Source organism: Janthinobacterium kochi, from assembly GCF_051380715.1.
Classification (GTDB): Bacteria; Pseudomonadota; Gammaproteobacteria; order Burkholderiales; family Burkholderiaceae_D; genus Janthinobacterium.
Genome location: NZ_JBNYXO010000002.1, coordinates 91,922 through 109,268, shown reverse-complemented (window position 1 = coordinate 109,268; position 17,347 = coordinate 91,922). Strand labels below are relative to the sequence as shown.

The following is a 17,347-nucleotide window of genomic DNA, read 5'->3' as shown; positions in this document are numbered from 1 at the left end:
CAGGTTTGTTTTTGCGTGCGAACCACGCCCATCACGCCTTCCGGGCGCAATACGGCCGGGCGTGGCCCTCTCTTCTGATCGTCAGGAACGCTGGTGCTCCGTCTTCGACTGCTACTTCTCATCATCAGCGCCGGCTGGCTGGCGTTTGCCAGCGCCTGGGCGGCGCCATCGCGCATCGAGCGCTACAGCATTGCGGACGAACAGGGCGACTTCGGTTTGCCGACGCCGTACACGCATGCCAGCGGCGGCATGGGTTATGTGCTGACGAGTCTGGTGTTCGATACGCTGGTGTGGCGCGATGCGAGCGGCACGCTGGTGCCCGCGCTGGCCAGCGCGTGGCGGCAAAGCGCGGACCATCGCGCGGTGGAGTTCACCCTGCGGCCCGACGCGCGCTGGCACGACGGCAAGCCCGTCAGGGCAGCGGACGTGGCGTTCACCTTCGACTACCTGCGCCAGCATCCGCATCCGCTCTTCGACCTGGGCGCCGTGGACGGCGTGGACGACCTGGGCAAGGGGCGCGTACGCGTGCGCCTGAAGCGCGTATATGCGCCGTTCTTGGCGCAGCTGGCCGGCGCGGTGCCGATCCTGCCGCAGCACGTCTATGCGCGCCTGGCCGACCCGCAGCACCTGAAGCTCGCTGACATCGTGGGCAGCGGACCGTACCGCCTGAGCGCCTACGACAAGGCGGCCGGGCGCTATCTGTTTGCCGCCAACGAACACTACTACCTCGGCGTCCCCAGGGTGCGTAGCCTGGCCTTCCTGCGCATGCAGCCCTCGCTGGCGGTGGGCGCTCTGAAACGCGGCCAGGTGGACATGATCCGCAGCCTGCCGTCGCCGCTGGCCGCCGAGGTGGCCACCTTCGCCACGCTCGTGAGCGCGCCGTCCGGCCACCCTGTGCGGCTGCGCTTCAACCACGCGCGGCCGCCTTTCGACGACAAGCACCTGCGCCAGGCGATCGCGCGCGGCATCGACCGGCAAGAGTTGTTGCGCGTGGTCGAGAACGGGCAGGGTGAGGTCAGCGCCGGACGCTTCATGCGGGCCAGCGCCTGGCAGACGGGCGCGCCGCTCGCCGCGTATGCGTTCGACGCGGCGGCCGCGCGCCGGGCGCTGGCGGGCCTGGGCCACGGCGCTGGTGCGGATGGCCGCCTGCGCGATGCCAGCGGACAGCCCTGGGTGGTCGAGCTGGCGGCGGCCCGCAGCCTGGCGCGGCCGGCCAGCGTGCTGGCGGGACAGTTGGAGAAGCTGGGCCTCGAAGTGAACGTGCGCATCATCGACAGCGGCATCCTGGCGGCACGCATCGGCGCGGCCGCTTTCGACCTCGCCCTGGTCAGCCAGGGCACCTTGGGCGACCCGGAAAGCATGCTGCGGCAAACGGCTGGAAACGGTCCATTCAGCGATGCCTTCCGCCGCAGCGATCTGCTGGAGCTGCTGCAGCAACAGGTCGGCAGCATGGACACGGCCCGGCGGCGCGCCTTGCTGGACCGTGCCCAGGCCATTTATGCCGATGAGCTGCCGGCCTTCTTCCTGTATGCGCCGCGATGGAGCACGGCCGCCAACGCGCGCCTGCGTCCCTGGTACACGCCGGAGGGCATTGCGGTCGGCATCTCGCTGCCGCTGAACAAATTGATGTTCGTGAATTAGACGGGAGCCGACGCTGATGGCTTTTTCGTTCCTGGGCCGGCGTGCGGGTGGCTATGCGCTGGCATTGCTGGCGCTGGCCAGTCTCGACTTCGCGCTGCCGCTGCTGATGCCCGGCGATCCGGTCACCGCTTTTCTGGGCCAGGACGCATTGATCGAGCTCGGTGATGCCGAGCGCGGGGCCTTGCTCGCGCGTTACGGGCTGGGTCTGGAGCAGCCGCTGTGGCAGTCGTACTTCGGCCATCTGGCGCAGTTGCTGCGTCTGGATTTCGGCTATTCGATCCGTCATGGCATGCCGGTGTCGGATTTGCTGGCGCAGCACCTGCCGTGGACCTTGCTGCTGGTGGCTTGCGCGCTGGCGCTGGCCATGCTGATGGGCGTGGCGCTGGGTATCGAGGCGGCATTTGCCCAAGGCCGGTGGCTGGACCGCCTGCTCACCGCCGCCACCCAGGTGCTCGATAGCATCCCGCCATTCGCGCTGGCGATGGGCCTGGTCGTGGCCTTTGCCTATGGCGTGCCATGGTTTCCCAGCAATGGCGCGATGGCGCCGTTTTCCATGGAAACAGGGCCGGCGGCGTGGCTGGAGCGCGCCTGGCACCTGGTGCTGCCCGTCTGCGCCTTGGCGCTGCCTGCCGCCGCTGGCGTTTTCCTCAGCGCGCGCGCGACGGCCGTCGGCATGCGGTCGCGCGCCTTCATGGGCTTTGCCCGGTCGAAGGGCGTGGGGCCGTTGGCCTTGCGCTACCGCCACCTGCTGCCGAATGTGCTGGCCGTCGTCCTGTCGCGCCTGGGCGGGGTGGGCGCGCGGCTGCTTTCCGGCGCCGTCTATGCGGAAACCGTCTTCGCCTACCCGGGTATCAACCTGGTGTTGAGCGATGCCGTCGTCAAGCACGATTACCCGCTGGTGCGCGGCGCCTTGCTGGCGATAGGCTTGCTGCTGTTCGCCATGAACTTGCTGGCGGACGGTATCGCCGCGCGCCTGGCGCGGCGCGCGGAGCGCGCGGCATGAACAGCTCCGTCCGCGCGGGCGCGGCGCTGCTGCTGGCGCTTGCCCTGCTGCTGGCTGGCGCCGTCTGGCTGCAGCCGGCGCCAGGCGGCGCTGCCGCCGCCGTCCTGGCGCTGCCGGATGCCGTGCACTGGCTGGGCACCGATGACCTGGGCCGGGATGTGCTGCGGCGCCTGGCTGCGGCGGCGGCCCCGACACTGCTCATCGGTGTGGCCACGAGCGGCGCCAGCATCGCGCTGGCGGTCCTGCTGGCGCTGGCGGGACTAGCCTGGCCGGCGGCCGACGCCGGCGTGCTGCGGCTGGCCGACCTGTTTGACGCCTTGCCGTCGACCCTGATCTTCATCGTCATCGCGGCGCAGGTGCGTGAAATCGGCGCGGAGGAAGCGCGCGCGCTGGCGGTGCCGTTCGACCCTGCGCCCTTGTTCATACGCTGGCTGGCCGACGGTCTGCTGCTGCGCGCTGGCGCGCGGCAGTGAGCAAGATGCAGATGGGTACCAGGACGGATACGACATCCAGGGCCAGCCGCCGGTTCCAGGCCGTGCTGTCCATGGGGCGCGGCGCATCGCCAGACTGGGGCGTGCCGGAAGGTGCCTTGCGCGCAATGTATCAGTGCGTCCGACGCCATGGCGTCATGAAATCATGCTAAGGTAATAAGCTATGTCGATACCCGATTTGAACCTGCTCGTCACCCTCGATGTGCTGCTTGCCGAAGGCAGCGTCACACGCGCCGCGCGGCGCTTGCGCCTGAGTCCCTCGGCCATGAGCCGCGCCCTGGCGCGCCTGCGCGAAACCACGGGCGACCCCTTGCTGGTGCGCGCCGGGCGCGAACTGGTGCCCACGCCGCGCGCGCTGGAGCTGCGCGAAAGGGTGGCGCACCTGGTGGGCGAGGCGCAGACCGTGCTGGGGCCGGCGCAGCAACTGGACCCGCGTCAGCTGGAGCAGACTTTCACGCTGCGTTCGAGCGACGGTTTCGTCGAAAATTTTGGCCCGGCGCTGATCGCGCATGTGGGTGCGCAGGCACCGGGCGTGCGCCTGCGCTTCGTGCAAAAGATCGACCGCGAAAGCGTCTTGCTGCGCGAGGGCAGCGTCGACCTGGAAACGGGCGTGATCGGCGGCTTCACCAGCCCGGAAGTGCGCACGCGCAGACTGTTCGGCGATCGTTTCGTCGGCGTGGTGCGCAGCGGCCATCCGCTGGCGCGAGGCGACATCAGCGCCGAGCGCTATGCGGCTGGCCAGCACGTGCTGGTGGCGCGGCGCGACCAGGACAAGGGGCCGATGGACGACGCCCTGGCAGTCCTGGGCTTGCAGCGCGCAATCGCGAGCATCGTCGGCGGCTTTACGGCGGCGCTGGCGCTGGCCGCCGGCTCGGACCTGATCGCCACCGTGCCGGAGCGGCATACGGGCAATCTGCGTACCGGCATGTTCAGCTTTCCCCTGCCGCTGCGCATGCCGGATCTTACGGTGTCGCTGATGTGGCATCCGCGCATGGAGGCCGATCCCGCGCACCGCTGGCTGCGCGGCTGCGTGTACGACGTTTGCGCGGCGCAGGTCGGCACCGCTTGAGCCCGGGCGGCGCGTCCGCCTGCCTAGAGCTGCGCGGGGCCGTCGAAGCCGCCCGCCATCGCTGTATAGCTGCGCGCCGTGGCGATGGCCACGTCGCGCTGCGCCGTCACCAGCTCTTCCTGCGTGGCCAGTGCGATGCGCTCGGCCTCGAGCACGCCCAGCAGGCTTTCGGCGCCCTCCTGGTAGCGCACCCGCGCCAGGCGCGCGCTCTCCTGCGCCAACTGGTGCGCCACGCGCAGTTCCGCGTGGCGGCTGCGCAGCTGCACCCATTGCGCGATGGCGCTGTCGGCTTCCTCCAGCGCCAGTGCCAGCGCCTTGTCGAAGCGGGCCTGCGCGGTCAGCACTTCGGCGCCGGCCGCGCGTGCGCGGGCGCGGCGCGTGCCGCCGTCGAAGAGTAGCAGCGAGAAGGCGGCGCCGGCCCTCCAGCGCGACGCATCGCTGCCGTTCCAGTCGCCGGCCACGCCGGAGGCGCCGAACAGCGCGCCCAGGCTGATGCGCGGGAAGCGCTCGGCGATGGCGGCGCCTTCGCGGGCGCTGGCCGCCGCCAGCGCGCGTTCGGCAGCGCGCACGTCGGGCCGGCGCAGCAGCAGGTGGGCCGGTTCGTCCGTCAGCAGGGTCTGCGGCAGCGCCAGCGGCATCGGCTGGTCGAGTGCCGCCAGTTCCGGCGCATCGAGGCGCTGCCCCGTGAGGGTGGCCAGGCGGTTGCGCGCCACGCGCTCCTCCGCATTCAGGCTGGGCAGGCGGGCGCTGGCCAGGCGCATCTGCGCCTCGGCGCGCATGCGTTCGGCCGGCGCGGCGCGGCCCGCGTTCTCGCGCTCGCGCACCAGCCGCAAGGTGCCGGACTGGTTCGATAATTGCTCCTGCAGACTGGCGCGCATCTGCTGCGCGCCGCGCAGCACCAGGTAGGCATCGACCACCTGCGCCAGGATCAGGCGCCGCACGTCGTCGCGCATGGCAGCCTGCTCGTCCGCCGATGCCTCGGCCGCGGCGATGCTGTGGCGCACGCGGCCGAACAGGTCGAGCTCCCAGCTGAAGACGGCGTTCCACTGCACCGGCGAGGCGATATGCGGCTGGCCGTCGCTGCTGTCGATTGCCGCCAGGCGCGCGCGCCCGGCCTGGGCGTCGAGGTCTACCGTCGGCAGGCGGGCGCCGCGCGCCGCCTGCGCGAACTCGCTGGCGCTGGCCAGGCGCGCGGCGGCGATGCGCACGTCGTAATTGTCTTGCCAGGCGCGTTTGACCAGCTGCTCCAGCCTGGCATCGCCCAGTTCTTGCCACCACAGCGCCGGCGGCGCGCCGGCCTGCAGTTCTGGCGCGCCGGCGGCCGAGGGCAGGACCGGCAGCTGCGCCGTGCCCTGCATCCGCGTCGCCGTGGGCGTGCCGACGCTGCAGCCGGCCAGGGCCAGCAGCGCCGCCAGCACGGGCGCTGTCAGGCTAGTCATGTGTCTCATGTGGTTCATGCGGCTTCTCCCAGCGCGACCGTGCGTGCGGCAGGCGCCGCGCGGCGCCTGCTCAGCAAGGTGAAAAACAACGGTGTAAACAACAGGCCCGACAAGGTCACGCCGAGCATGCCGGCGAAGACGGCCGTGCCCATCGACTGGCGCATTTCCGCGCCCGGACCGGAAGACAGCATCAGCGGTATCGCGCCCAGCAGGAAGGCCAGCGAGGTCATCAGGATGGGCCGCAGACGCGTGCGGGCTGCGGCGATGGCCGCTTCGCGGGCATCGGCGCCGGCCGCCATCGCCTGGCGCGCGAATTCGACGATCAGGATGGCATTCTTGGCCGCCAGGCCGATCAGCACCACGATGCTGATCTGCGTCAGCACGTTGTTGTCCAGGCCGCGCCACGATACGCCGATCAGCGTGGCCAGCACGCAGTTGGGTACGATCAGCACGACGGACAGGGGCAGCAGCCAGCTTTCAAACAGGGCCGCCAGCAGCAAGTACACCAGCAGCACGGCCAGGCCCAGCACCATGCCGGTGCTGCCGCCCGCGTGTTTTTCCTGCAGCGCCAGTTCCGTCCACTCGTAGTCGAAGCCGGCCGGCAGGCGCGCCTTGAGCAGCTCTTCCATCGCGGCGATGGTTTGCCCCGTCGAGTAGCCAGGCTTGGTGCTTCCCTGGATTTCGGCCGCAGGATACAGGTTGTAGCGCGGCACGCGGAATGGCGCCGTGCCTTCGCTGAAGGTGGCCAGGCTGCCCAAGGGGACCATGTCGCCGTTCACGGCGCGCGTCTTCAGCGCCGCCAGGTCGTCCACGCCGCGCCGGTAGGGCGCGTCTGCCTGGGCGGTGACGCGCCAGACCCGGCCCATCAGGTTCATGTCGTTGACGAATACGGGCGCCATGTAGCTTTGCAGCGTCTCGTTGACGCGCGCCAGCGGCACGCCCAGGTATTCGGCCTTGGTGCGGTCCAGCTCCACCTTGATCTGCGGGCTCATGGCGTTGAACGGCGTGAAGGCGCCCATCACCGAGGGCAGCTTGGACGCTTCCTCGACGATGCCGCGCGCGGCCGCCTGCAAGGCTTGCGGTCCCAGGCCGCCCGTATCGCGCAGCATCAGCTTGAAGCCGCCGCCGGTGCCGATGCCGGGCACGGAAGGTGGCGGTATCACCATCACGCGCGCCGCGCTGATGGGCGCCAGCCTGGCGCGCATGGCGCCCAGCATGGCCGGGCCGTCCAGGCCATCGCTGGCGCGCGTGCCGAAGTCCTGGAACATGGTGAAGATGACGGCCGTGTTGGGCGCCGACGTAAACGTGGCGCCGTCGGTGCCGACGAAGGCAGCCGTGTGGGCCACGCCGGGATGGCTCATCAGGCGGGCCGTGGCGTCCTGCACCACTTCGCTGGTGCGCGCCAGGGTCGAGCCGGCTGGCAGCTGGATCGAGACGATGGCATAGCCGCGGTCCAGCTGCGGCACAAAGCCGCGCGGCGTGACGTCCAGGCGCCACAGGGTCAGGCCCGCCAGCACCAGATACACGGGCAGCATCAGCCAGCGGCGCGAGAGGATGCGCCCGGTCAGTTGCACGTAGCCGCCCGTCAGGCAGGAAAAGCCGCGGTTGAAGATGGTCATCCAGCGCGCGCCCAGGCTGCTGGCATCGTGCTGCGGCTTGAGCAGCAGCGCGGCCAGGGCCGGCGACAGCGTCAGCGAGACCAGCGCCGAGATCACGGTGGAGGCGGCGATGGTGACGGCGAACTGGCGGTAGAACATGCCGGAGATGCCGTCGATGAAGGCCGTCGGCACGAAGACCGCCACCAGCACCAGCGCGATGGCGACCAGGGCGAAGCCCACCTCGTTCATGCTGCGCTGCGCCGCGGCGATGGGGCTCATGCCTTCCTCCATGTGGCGCTCGACGTTTTCCACCACCACGATGGCGTCATCGACGACGATGCCGATGGCCAGCACCAGGCCGAACAGCGACAGCGTATTGAGGGTATAGCCCATCGCGGCCAGCACGCTGAAGGTGCCGACGAGGGACACGGGAATGGCCAGGATGGGAATGATGGCCGCGCGCCACGAGCCGAGGAACAGCAGCATGGCCAGGCACACCAGCAGCGCCGCCTCGAAGATGGTGTCGCGCACCTTGTCGATCGAGGAGCGGATGAATTCGGTCGGGTTGTAATAGGCGTGGCAGGCCACGTCCTGCGGGAAATCGGCTTCCATTTTGGCCAGCTGGGCCAGCACGCGGTCGCCCGTGGCCAGCGCGTTCGAACCGGGCAGCAGGCTGATGCCCAGCGCGATGGCCGTGCGGTTGTCGACGAAGCCGCTTTCCGTGTAATCCTGCGCGCCCATCTCGACGCGCGCCACGTCGCGCAGGCGCACCACGCCGGCCTCGGCATGGGCGGCCACGACGATGGATTCGAATTCGCTCACGTCGCGCAGGCGGCTTTGCGCCTGCACCTGCACCTGGTAGGCCCCGTCGCTGCCGCCCGGCGGTTGGTTCAAGACCCCCGCGGCGACCTGCGAGTTGGCTTGCCGCACGGCGGCGATCACTTCCGGCGCGCTCAGGCCGAGCGAGGCCACGCGCGCCGGGTCGAGCCAGATGCGCATCGAGAAGTCGCGCGCGCCGCGCGTGTAGATGTCACCGACGCCTTCGACGCGGGCCAGCTTGTCCTTGATGGCGGTGCCGATGAAGTTGGAGATGTACTGCTGGTCGCGCGTGCCTTTCGGCGAATCGAACAGCACCACCATCAGCAGGTCGGGCGAGGCCTTCTTGACGGCCAGCCCCAGCCGGCGCACGGCTTCGGGCAGGCGCGCTTCGGCCACCGCCACGCGTTTCTGCACCAGCGACTGGGCCTGCTCGACGTTGGTGCCCGGCTTGAACACCACGCTGATGGTCAGCTTGCCGTCACCCACCGATTGCGAGGACATGTAGAGCATGCCATCGACGCCGTTGATTTCCTGTTCGATCGGCGCGGCGACGGTATCGGCGATTTCCTGCGCCGAGGCGCCCGGGTAGTTGGCCTTTACCGTCACCGTGGGCGGCACGATCTCGGGAAACTCCGAGATCGGCAGGCGCATGGCCGACACCGCGCCCACCAAGGTGATCAGGATCGACAGCACGATGGCAAACACGGGACGGCGGATGAAAAATTGGGAAAAACGCATGGTCTCTCCTTATGCGCCGTTGGCGCGGGGAGCGGCCACCAGCACCTGGTCGCCCGGGCGTACCTTGGCCGCGCCGGAGACGATAACCCTGTCCTGTGGCGTGAGGCCGGACAGCACGATCTGCTTGTCGCCCTGCAGGCCGCCCAGTTCCAGCTTGCGCGGCGCCACCTTGCCCGCCGCGTCCACGACGAACACCATCTTTTTGTTCTGGTCGCTGAGAATGGCGGCGTCAGGCACCAGCAGGCGCTCTTGCGCCGCGCCGACGGGAATGCGCACGCGCGCAAAGCTGCCCGGCATGACGGCGCGGTCGGCATTGGCCAGGCTGGCGCGCAGGCGCACCGTGCCCGAGCGCGCGCTGATCTCATTGTCGACGAAGTCGACGCTGGCCATCTGGGCCGGGCCGCCGCCGTCGAGCGCCAGCTCGACCTGGACGGGAAGCTTGTTTTGCTGGCGCAGGCGCTGGAAGTCCGCTTCCGACAGGTCGACCATGGCGCGCACGGGACTGTGCGCAACGATGGTGGTCAGTACGCCGTTCTGGGCCGCGCCGCCGGCCACGTAGTTGCCGACATCGACGCGGCGGTCCGACACCGTGCCGGCGATGGGCGCGCGCATGGTGGTGAAGGACAGTTCCAGTTCGGCGCTGCGCAATTCCGCCTGGCTCAATAGTACGGCCGCCTGCGCGCCTTCCAGTTCGCCGCGCGCCCGTTCCAGTTCTTCGGTGCTGGCCGCACCCGTTTGCTGCAGCCGGTTGGTGCGCTCGAACTGGGCCGTGGCCAGCTTCTGGCGCGCGCTGGCCTGGGCCAGGCCGGCCTGGGCGCGGTCGCGCGCGGCCGCGAAGGGGCGTGGGTCGATGACGAACAGCGCATCGCCGACTTTTACCAGCTGCCCATCGCGAAAGGCAATCCGCTGCAGATAGCCCGACACGCGCGAGCGCACTTCCACGCGCTGCGACGGTTCGATGCGGCCCGTGTAGTCGAGGGTGGCCTGCACCATCGACGTTTCCGGCAGCGCCACGGAAACGGTGGGCTTGGGCGGCGGGCCGCCAGGCGCGGCCAGGGAACGGCCGCAGCCGGATAAAGTGGCGCTGCAGGCCAGGGCCAGCAGCAATAACAGGGGCGAGATCGGACGGGGGCGCATCATGCGGTGTCTCCAGAAGGCGTAGGTGGCTTGGCCATGGTGCGGCCGAGCGCGAAAATGGCCAGCGCGGCGAATATGAGCGCGCTGGCGACGGCAAAGGTGGCGTGCATGCCACGGATCATGGCGGCTGGCTGGGCGCTGGCGATATCGCTGGCGCTGGCAGCGAAGATGGCGCCCATCACGGAGGCGCCCGTGACGAGGCCCAGATTGCGCGACAGATTGAGCATGCCGGAGATGAGGCCGCGCTGGTCGGCAGCGATGTCGCCCATCACGGCGGTATTGTTGGCTGCCTGGAACAGCGCGTAGCTGGCCGTGAGCAGCATGATGGGCGCGACGTAGCCGGGGATGCCCAGGCTGGCGGGCAGCAAGGACAGCGCCAGGCAGGCACCGGCCGCGCCGCACAGGCCCGCGCCGCCCATGCGCTGCGCGCCGTAGCGGTCCACCAGCCAGCCGGACGGCACGCCGCAGAACGCCGCCACCAGCGGTCCTGCCGCCAGCACCATGCCGGTGACGGCCATGCTCAGGCCCAGGCCGCGTGCCAGGTAGAAGGGACCGACCACCAGGGTGGACATCATGACCGTCGACACCAGCATGCTGGTCGCCAGGCCGGCGCTGAGCACGGGCGCGCGCAGCATGGCCAGGCGTATCAGCGGCGCCGGCGCCTTCAGTTCCACATACACGAACAGGGCGCCGCCCACGCTGGCTGCCAGCAGCAGCGCCACGTTGCGCATGCCGAAATGGCCGCGTCCCAGAGTCATGGCCAGCGCATACGCGGCCAGAGTCAGCGCCAGCAGCAGCGTGCCGCGGTGGTCGAAGACGGGACGCTTGGCGTGCGCGTCGCGCAGGTCCGGCGGCAGGAAGCGCCAGGCCAGCAGCAGAGCGATCAGCGCCAGCGGAACGTTGACGAGGAAAATGGCTTGCCAGCCGAAGCTGGCGATGAGCAAGCCGCCCACGGCGGGACCGAGCATGGTGCCGATGGCCGACATGGTGCCCAGCAAGCCCATGGCGCTGCCGCTCTTGGCTTTGGGTACGATGCTGCCGACAAAGGCCATGGTCAGGGCCATCATGACGGAAGCGCCCAGGCCCTGCAGGGCGCGGGCGGCCACCAGCAGCCACAGGGTGGGCGCCAGGGCGCACAGGGCGGAGGCGATGGCAAACAGGGAAATGCCGGCCAGCAGCAGGCGGCGCCGGCCCAGCATGTCGCCCAGGCGGCCCACGCTGACGATCAAGACAGTGATGGCCAGCAGGTAGGCCAGCACGATCCATTGCACATCCTGGAACGGGGCACGCAGGGCCTTGGCCATGTCGGGCAGGCCGACGTTGGCAATGCTGGTGCCCAGCGCGGGCAGCAGCATCGACAGGGACAGGCTGGCAAGCGCGCCGCGCACCCGCATGGCGGCGGCGGTGGCCGGGGTGGCCCGCTGGCTTGGTGGAACGGGTTTTGACGGGGAGTTCATAGCGTGGCTTATCCATCCAGTAACGGTATCTAAATGGTACTGTGGGGTGAGACATGGCGGAAGGCGCATCAGTTGCACTGTATTGATGCATTTGACGCCATGTCAGTCGGGGCGGGCTACAGCGTCTGCTCCCTCTCGAAGGCGGGATGGTTCTCGGCCTGCTGATAGCGGACGATACGTCCGGCGATGCCGACAAAGGTACAATGCGCCGGGGAACGCGCTGGCGCCCGGCAAGATGTCTCGCATGCTGGCTTTGACAGCAAAAAATGACGCACGACGTGGAGCCTATTCCAACAGTTGCATGCATCTTCTGATGCGCTGCCAGCCCGCTCCCTGCCGGGACAGACTATGGGCTTGCTTGCCCAGGTTGCAGCGTTGAAAAATAGTATTTGAAAACCCGCGTCTTTTGTAGTGGTGACGCGGCGGCTTTGTTTTTATAGTTGGCCCACCGGTGGCAGACCGCCGGACTATAAAAATGGAGACTCGTGATGAAAATCGTTACTGCTATTGCATGGGGCGGCGTCATGTCCGCCGCCTGCCTGTCGATGCCGTCGGCATCGGCGCAAAGTTGCTCGGTACCCGTGCTCAAGGTGCTGGCGCAAAAAAGCCTGGGGCTGACGGTGATGGAAAAGACCCTGGCCGAGTATGAAAAGAAAAACGGCACCAAGGTACAAATCAGCTATTTCGGCGAAAACGACCGCCGCTCCAAGGCCAGGCTCGACGCTTCCACCAAGGCCGGTTCCTACCAAATCTATTACATCGACGAAGCCAACGTGGCCGAATTTGCCACGGCCGGCTGGGTCGTCCCCCTGCTCAAATACCTGCCCAAGGAGGCCGACTACGAGGACTTCCTGCCGGGCCGCCGCGCCGTCGCCTCGTACAAGGGCGTGGCGTATTTCGCGCCCCTGATCGGCGGCAGCGATTTCCTCTTCTACCGCCGCGACTTGCTGGAAAAGGCCGGCATCGCCGTGCCCAAGACGCTCGACGAACTGGTCGCCGCCGTGAAAAAACTGAATAACCCGCCGAACGTATATGGCTGGGCGGCGCGCGGCCAGCGCGGCTCGGGCATGAATGTCTGGCGCTGGGCGCCGTTCATGCTGGCCGCCGGCGGCAAGTGGGAAAAGGATGGCGTGCCGACCTTCAATTCGCCGCAGGCCGTGAAAGCGACCACCGTGTACCGCGAGCTGTTCAAGTATTCGCCGCCGGGCGGCGCCACCTATGACTGGAGCAATGCGCTCGAAGCATTCAGGTCCGGCAAGGTGGCCTTCATGATCGAGTCGACGCCATTTGCCGACTGGATGGAAGACCCGAAAAAATCCTCGGTGGTCGACAAGGTCGGCTATGTGCGTCCGCCGTCGCCGCTGCCGTCGGCTGCCTACGGCCACGGCCTGGCCATCTCGGCCACGGGGGCCAAGGATGAATGCACGCGCCAGGCGGCCGGAAAGTTCATCGCCTGGGCCACGGGCAAGGAGCAGGAGCAGGCGCGCCTGAAGGACAACGTCTTCAGCGACTACAACCGCAGCAGCACCATCGCCAGCGAGTACTTCCGCAAGCACGTCAAGCCGCAGATCCAGGCGGGCCTGACGGACACCACGCCCGTCTCGCGCGTCACCATCTGGCCCAGCCCGGAATGGCCGGACATCGGCGACAACCTGGGCGTCGTGCTGGAAGAGGTGTTTACGGGCACGCGCGCCGACGTGCAAAGCGCGCTCGACGAAGCGAATGAATATGCGACAGAAGTGATGCAGCGGGCGCAGAAACGCAAATAAGGCGTATCGCCGTTTCACCCAACGGCGGAAGTGCCGGGGTCAGTCGCTTCGCGATCGGATTGCGCCCCACTGGGGCGCAATCCCCCGTCGGGTCTGACCCCGGATTTACGCTAACGAGCCTGAAAGCCTATTTTTATGCCGCACTCCATCCGTAAAAAACGCCACACCTGGCTGCCGGCCGTGTTCCTGACGCTGCCGCTGCTGGTCCTGCTGATACTGGGCCTGGTGCCCAGCATCGCCGCCATCAACCTGGCCTTGCAAAACCGCGTGCTGCGCTACAGCGACAGCGAGTACGTGGGCTGGGCCAATTTCCTCCGCCTGTTCGGTGACCGCCGCTTCCTCAATGCCGTGCAGGTGTCGGCCATCTGGGAAGTGGTCACCGTGGCCGGCTCGCTGATCGTCGGCGTGCTGCTGGCCGTGTTCCTGTTCGAGAGAATCAAGGGCCGCACGCGCGATCTTCTCGCGCTGCTGCTGATCGTGCCGGTGCTGCTGCCGCGCGTTTCGGCCGCCTTCATCTGGAAGTTCATGTATTCACCCCTGATGGGCATCCTCAACTGGCTGCTGGAATGCGTGGGCCTGGGCGGCAGCGCCTTGCTGTCCGACCCCGCCACGGCGCTGTATGCGGTGGCGCTGGTCGACATCTGGCAATGGGGCCTGTTCTTCGGCGCCGTCATCCTGAAACTGCTGGAGACCCTGCCCACCGAACCGCTGGAAGCGGCCCGCCTCGATTACGCCGGCACTCTGCAGGTGTATGCGTATATTGCGCTGCCGATGCTGAAGGTGCCCATCATGAGCCTGGTGTTCATCAAGATGGTCGAGTCGCTGCGTTCCTTTGACCTGATCTACGTGATGACCAAGGGCGGCCCCGGCATCGCCACCGAAACGCTGGACATGTATGCGTATGCGCAAGGCATCGGCCTGATGGGCAAGGTGTCGTATGCGTCCAGCATGGCCGTGCTGATGATGCTGGCCACGACCGTCATCTTTACTTTACTCTGGAAGCGGGTCGCCAAATGGGAAAACTGACTATGACGCGCGGCTTGGGCGCCGTCGCCACTACCGCCATCACCACGTTGATCGTGCTGGTGGCGCTATTTCCCATCCTGTGGGCCGTGCTCAATTCCTTCAAGGAGTTGATGGATATCGTCACGCCCGTGCCGCGCTTTTTCTTCAACCCGACACTGGCCAACTACAAACAGGTGCTGGCCAGCCCGGAAGTGCTGACGGGACTGGGCAACAGCGTGGCCATCGTCGGCCTGGCCGTGCTGCTGGGTGCCGTGCTGGGCGTGCCGGCCGCGTATGCGATCGCCCGCTATCCGGTTCCGGCCAAGAAGGATATCCAGTTCTTCCTGCTCTCCTTGCGCTTTTTGCCGCCGGTCGCCGTCGCCATTCCATTGATCTCGATCTGGATCGACCTGGGCCTGTATGACTCGCGCCTGTCGATGGTGGTGACGTATCTGCTGGTGACCCTGTCGACCATCATCTGGCTGTCGATTCCCGCCTTTGCGCGCATCCCGAAAGAGATCGAGGAAGCGGCGGCGCTGGACGGTTACGGTCCTTACCAGGTGTTCTGGCACGTGGCCCTGCCGGTGGCCTCGAAGACCCTGATGGGCGGCATCGTCTTCAGCTTCGTGCTGGTCTGGAATGAACTGATGATCGCGCTGGCGCTCACCTCGTCGAAAAGCATGACCCTGCCGGTGGTGGCGTCGGCCTTTACCTCGATGGGGCAGGAAGTGCCGTGGGGCGTGGTGAACGCGTCCACCGTGCTGCTGGCGCTGCCGCCGTTGCTGTTCGTCGGCATCCTGGGACGCCTGCTCAACTCGATGCTCAAACACAAATAAAAAGGAAATCATCATGCAAGCACTCGTACTGGAACAGGCGGAAAAAATCACCTTGCGCGACATCGACATGCCGCTCGTCGTCGGCGCGCGCGACGTCAAGATCAAGGTGCACACGGTGGGCATCTGCGGCAGCGATGTGCACTACTTCAAGCACGGCAAGATCGGCCCCTTCCTGGTCGAAGCGCCGATGGTGCTGGGCCACGAGGCGTCGGGCGTGGTGTCCGAAGTGGGCGAGCAAGTCACGCACCTGAAAGTGGGCGACCGCGTCTGCATGGAACCGGGCGTGCCGCAGTTCGATTCGCCGGCCACCATGCGCGGCCTGTACAACCTGGACCCGGCCGTGCGCTTTTGGGCCACGCCGCCCATCCATGGCTGCCTCACGCCGTATGTGGTGCACCCGGCCGCGTTCACCTTCAAGCTGCCTGACAACGTCAGCTTCGGCGAAGGCGCCATCGTCGAACCGCTGGCCATCGGCCTGCAGGCGGCCAAGAAGGCGGCCATCAAGCCGGGCGACGTGGCGGTGGTGATCGGCGCCGGCACCATCGGCGCCATGAATGCGCTGGCCGCGCTGGCGGGCGGCTGCTCGCGCGTGATCCTGGCCGACCTGGTGCCGGAAAAACTGGCCCTGTTCGCGGACAATCCGGCCGTGGTGACGCTCGACGTGCGCCATGCCAGCCTGGCCGATACCGTGCGTGAGCTGACGCAAGGCTGGGGCGCCGACATCGTCTTCGAGGCCAGCGGCAGCATGCGCGCCTACGACAACATCATAGACCTGCTGTGCCCCAACGGCTGCCTGGTGCTGGTCGGCATGCCGCCAGACAGGGTGCCCTTCGATATCGTCGCCATCCAGGCCAAGGAAGTGCGCATCGAGTCGGTGTTCCGCTACGCGAACATCTTCCCGCGTGCCATCGCGCTGCTGGCCTCGGGCAAGATCGACGTGAAACCCTTCATCTCGCGCACCTTCGGCTTTGCCGACGGCGTGCAGGCGTTCGAGGAGGCGGCCAAGGGCCACCCGCGCGACGTCAAGATACAAATTGAACTGGCCTGAAGCACTCATTAACAACACCTAAAAAAACCGTCGCGAGCGGAAAGGAGAGGTGGCTAAGAAGCGCAACCGTACGAAGGTACGGTGAGCATCGCAGGCCGCCTATACCGACGCGCAGCAGGTTTTTATAGGTGTACTAAGAAGACGGAGACTAACCATGGCAAACATCGCCTGCAGGCAGCTGCACAAGACTTACGACCACAAGACGGCGGTGCTGCAGCCGTTCGACCTGGAGATAGACGACGGTGAATTCATCGTCCTGCTGGGGCCATCGGGCTGCGGCAAGTCGACCCTGTTGCGCATGATCGCGGGACTGGAAGACATCAGCGGCGGTGAGCTGTACATCGGCGGCGCCGTCGTCAACGACTTGCCGCCGCGCGAACGCAATGTGGCGATGGTATTCCAGAACTACGCGCTGTATCCGCACATGACGGTGTACGACAATATCGCCTTCGGCCTGCGCCGCCTGAAGGTGCCGGCCGACGAGATCGAGCGCCGCGTGCGCGAAGTGGCGGCCATCCTCAGTCTGGACAGCCTGCTCGACCGCAAGCCGCGCGCCATGTCGGGCGGCCAGCAGCAGCGCACGGCCATCGCGCGCGCCATGATCAAGACGCCGCAGGTATTCCTGTTCGACGAACCGCTGTCGAACCTGGACGCCAAGCTGCGCGCGCAGCTGCGCGCCGACATCAAGCGATTGCACCGCCGCCTTCGTACCACCACCCTGTATGTGACGCACGACCAGCTCGAGGCCATGACCCTGGCCGACCGCGTGGTGCTGATGAAGGGCGGTCATATCGAGCAGATCGGCACGCCGGCCCAGTTGTACAACCATCCGCGCACCCTGTTCGCGGCCGGCTTCATCGGCACGCCGGCGATGAACTTCATCGACGGCGTGATCGAGAAGCATGGCGAGCGCACCCTGCTCATTTGCTCCGGCTACCGCTGGCCATTGACCTCGCCCCGTTTCGCGGCGCTCAAATCGGGCACGCGGGTGGTGTTCGGCTTGCGGCCGAATCACTTGCGCGCCGCCACGCCGCAGGATCAGCAGCCTGGCAGCGGCGGAGTCCACGGCATGGCGTGCGTGATCGACCTGGTGGAGTTGCTGGGCGCGGAAGCGCTGATCAGCTTTCAGTGCGGCGCACTGACCTTGTCGGCCCTGCTGCCGGCGAATGCCTCCAACAGTGCGGCGCAGGTGGGACAGACTCTGGAACTGGCCTTTGACGAAGAACACATCCATCTGTTCGATGCCGAGACCGAGCTGGCCCTGGCGCGTAGTGGTCAGGTAAGTGGTTAGAATAAG

General features: G+C 67.4%; 13 protein-coding genes. 9 read left to right on the top strand and 4 right to left on the bottom strand.

What is annotated here, in order from left to right:
* Positions 1-93: 93 nt before the first annotated feature.
* From ACQ4WL_RS04875 to ACQ4WL_RS04860, 4 genes are all read left to right on the top strand, one after another.
* Positions 94-1,641: an ABC transporter substrate-binding protein gene (locus ACQ4WL_RS04875; RefSeq protein ID WP_436508458.1), complete on the top strand. Its 1,548-nt coding sequence runs from the start codon at positions 94-96 to the stop codon at positions 1,639-1,641.
* Between the two features lie 16 nt (positions 1,642-1,657).
* Positions 1,658-2,644: an ABC transporter permease gene (locus ACQ4WL_RS04870; RefSeq protein WP_436508456.1), complete on the top strand. Its 987-nt coding sequence runs from the start codon at positions 1,658-1,660 to the stop codon at positions 2,642-2,644.
* Positions 2,641-3,117, top strand: a complete 477-nt coding sequence (locus ACQ4WL_RS04865; RefSeq protein ID WP_436508455.1) for a hypothetical protein — start codon at positions 2,641-2,643, stop codon at positions 3,115-3,117. Before ACQ4WL_RS04870 ends, ACQ4WL_RS04865 begins: the two co-directional genes overlap by 4 nt.
* Before the next feature lie 181 nt (positions 3,118-3,298).
* Entirely contained in the window at positions 3,299-4,204 is a 906-nt protein-coding gene (locus ACQ4WL_RS04860; RefSeq protein WP_436508453.1) for a LysR family transcriptional regulator, read from the top strand.
* 23 nt (positions 4,205-4,227) lie between these two features.
* Here the strand turns inward: ACQ4WL_RS04860 and ACQ4WL_RS04855 are convergent, their stop codons facing one another.
* The 4 genes from ACQ4WL_RS04855 to ACQ4WL_RS04840 are packed head-to-tail and all read right to left on the bottom strand — an operon-like array spanning position 4,228 to position 11,392.
* Positions 4,228-5,643 carry an efflux transporter outer membrane subunit gene (locus ACQ4WL_RS04855; RefSeq protein ID WP_436508452.1) on the bottom strand — a complete coding sequence of 472 codons (1,416 nt, stop codon included), beginning with the start codon at positions 5,641-5,643 and terminating at the stop codon, positions 4,228-4,230.
* A gap of 14 nt (positions 5,644-5,657) precedes the next feature.
* Entirely contained in the window at positions 5,658-8,798 is a 3,141-nt protein-coding gene (locus tag ACQ4WL_RS04850; protein WP_436508451.1) for an efflux RND transporter permease subunit, read from the bottom strand.
* Between the two features lie 9 nt (positions 8,799-8,807).
* Complete coding sequence (locus ACQ4WL_RS04845) at positions 8,808-9,938, bottom strand: efflux RND transporter periplasmic adaptor subunit (protein ID WP_436508450.1); 1,131 nt, start codon at positions 9,936-9,938, stop codon at positions 8,808-8,810.
* Entirely contained in the window at positions 9,935-11,392 is a 1,458-nt protein-coding gene (locus tag ACQ4WL_RS04840) for an MFS transporter (protein ID WP_436508449.1), read from the bottom strand. The genes ACQ4WL_RS04845 and ACQ4WL_RS04840 overlap by 4 nt, the downstream gene beginning before the upstream one ends.
* Before the next feature lie 488 nt (positions 11,393-11,880).
* On the opposite strand from ACQ4WL_RS04840, the gene ACQ4WL_RS04835 reads away from it, so the two are divergent.
* From ACQ4WL_RS04835 to ACQ4WL_RS04815, 5 genes are all read left to right on the top strand, one after another.
* Positions 11,881-13,161: an ABC transporter substrate-binding protein gene (locus ACQ4WL_RS04835; protein ID WP_436508447.1), complete on the top strand. Its 1,281-nt coding sequence runs from the start codon at positions 11,881-11,883 to the stop codon at positions 13,159-13,161.
* A gap of 135 nt (positions 13,162-13,296) precedes the next feature.
* Positions 13,297-14,187, top strand: coding sequence for a carbohydrate ABC transporter permease (locus ACQ4WL_RS04830; RefSeq protein WP_436508445.1), 891 nt, complete (start codon positions 13,297-13,299; stop codon positions 14,185-14,187).
* Positions 14,175-15,002, top strand: coding sequence for a carbohydrate ABC transporter permease (locus tag ACQ4WL_RS04825; protein WP_436508444.1), 828 nt, complete (start codon positions 14,175-14,177; stop codon positions 15,000-15,002). The genes ACQ4WL_RS04830 and ACQ4WL_RS04825 overlap by 13 nt, the downstream gene beginning before the upstream one ends.
* 13 nt (positions 15,003-15,015) lie before the next feature.
* Entirely contained in the window at positions 15,016-16,050 is a 1,035-nt protein-coding gene (locus ACQ4WL_RS04820) for an NAD(P)-dependent alcohol dehydrogenase (protein ID WP_436508443.1), read from the top strand.
* Between the two features lie 154 nt (positions 16,051-16,204).
* Positions 16,205-17,341: an ABC transporter ATP-binding protein gene (locus ACQ4WL_RS04815; protein ID WP_436508441.1), complete on the top strand. Its 1,137-nt coding sequence runs from the start codon at positions 16,205-16,207 to the stop codon at positions 17,339-17,341.
* Positions 17,342-17,347: the final 6 nt, after the last annotated feature.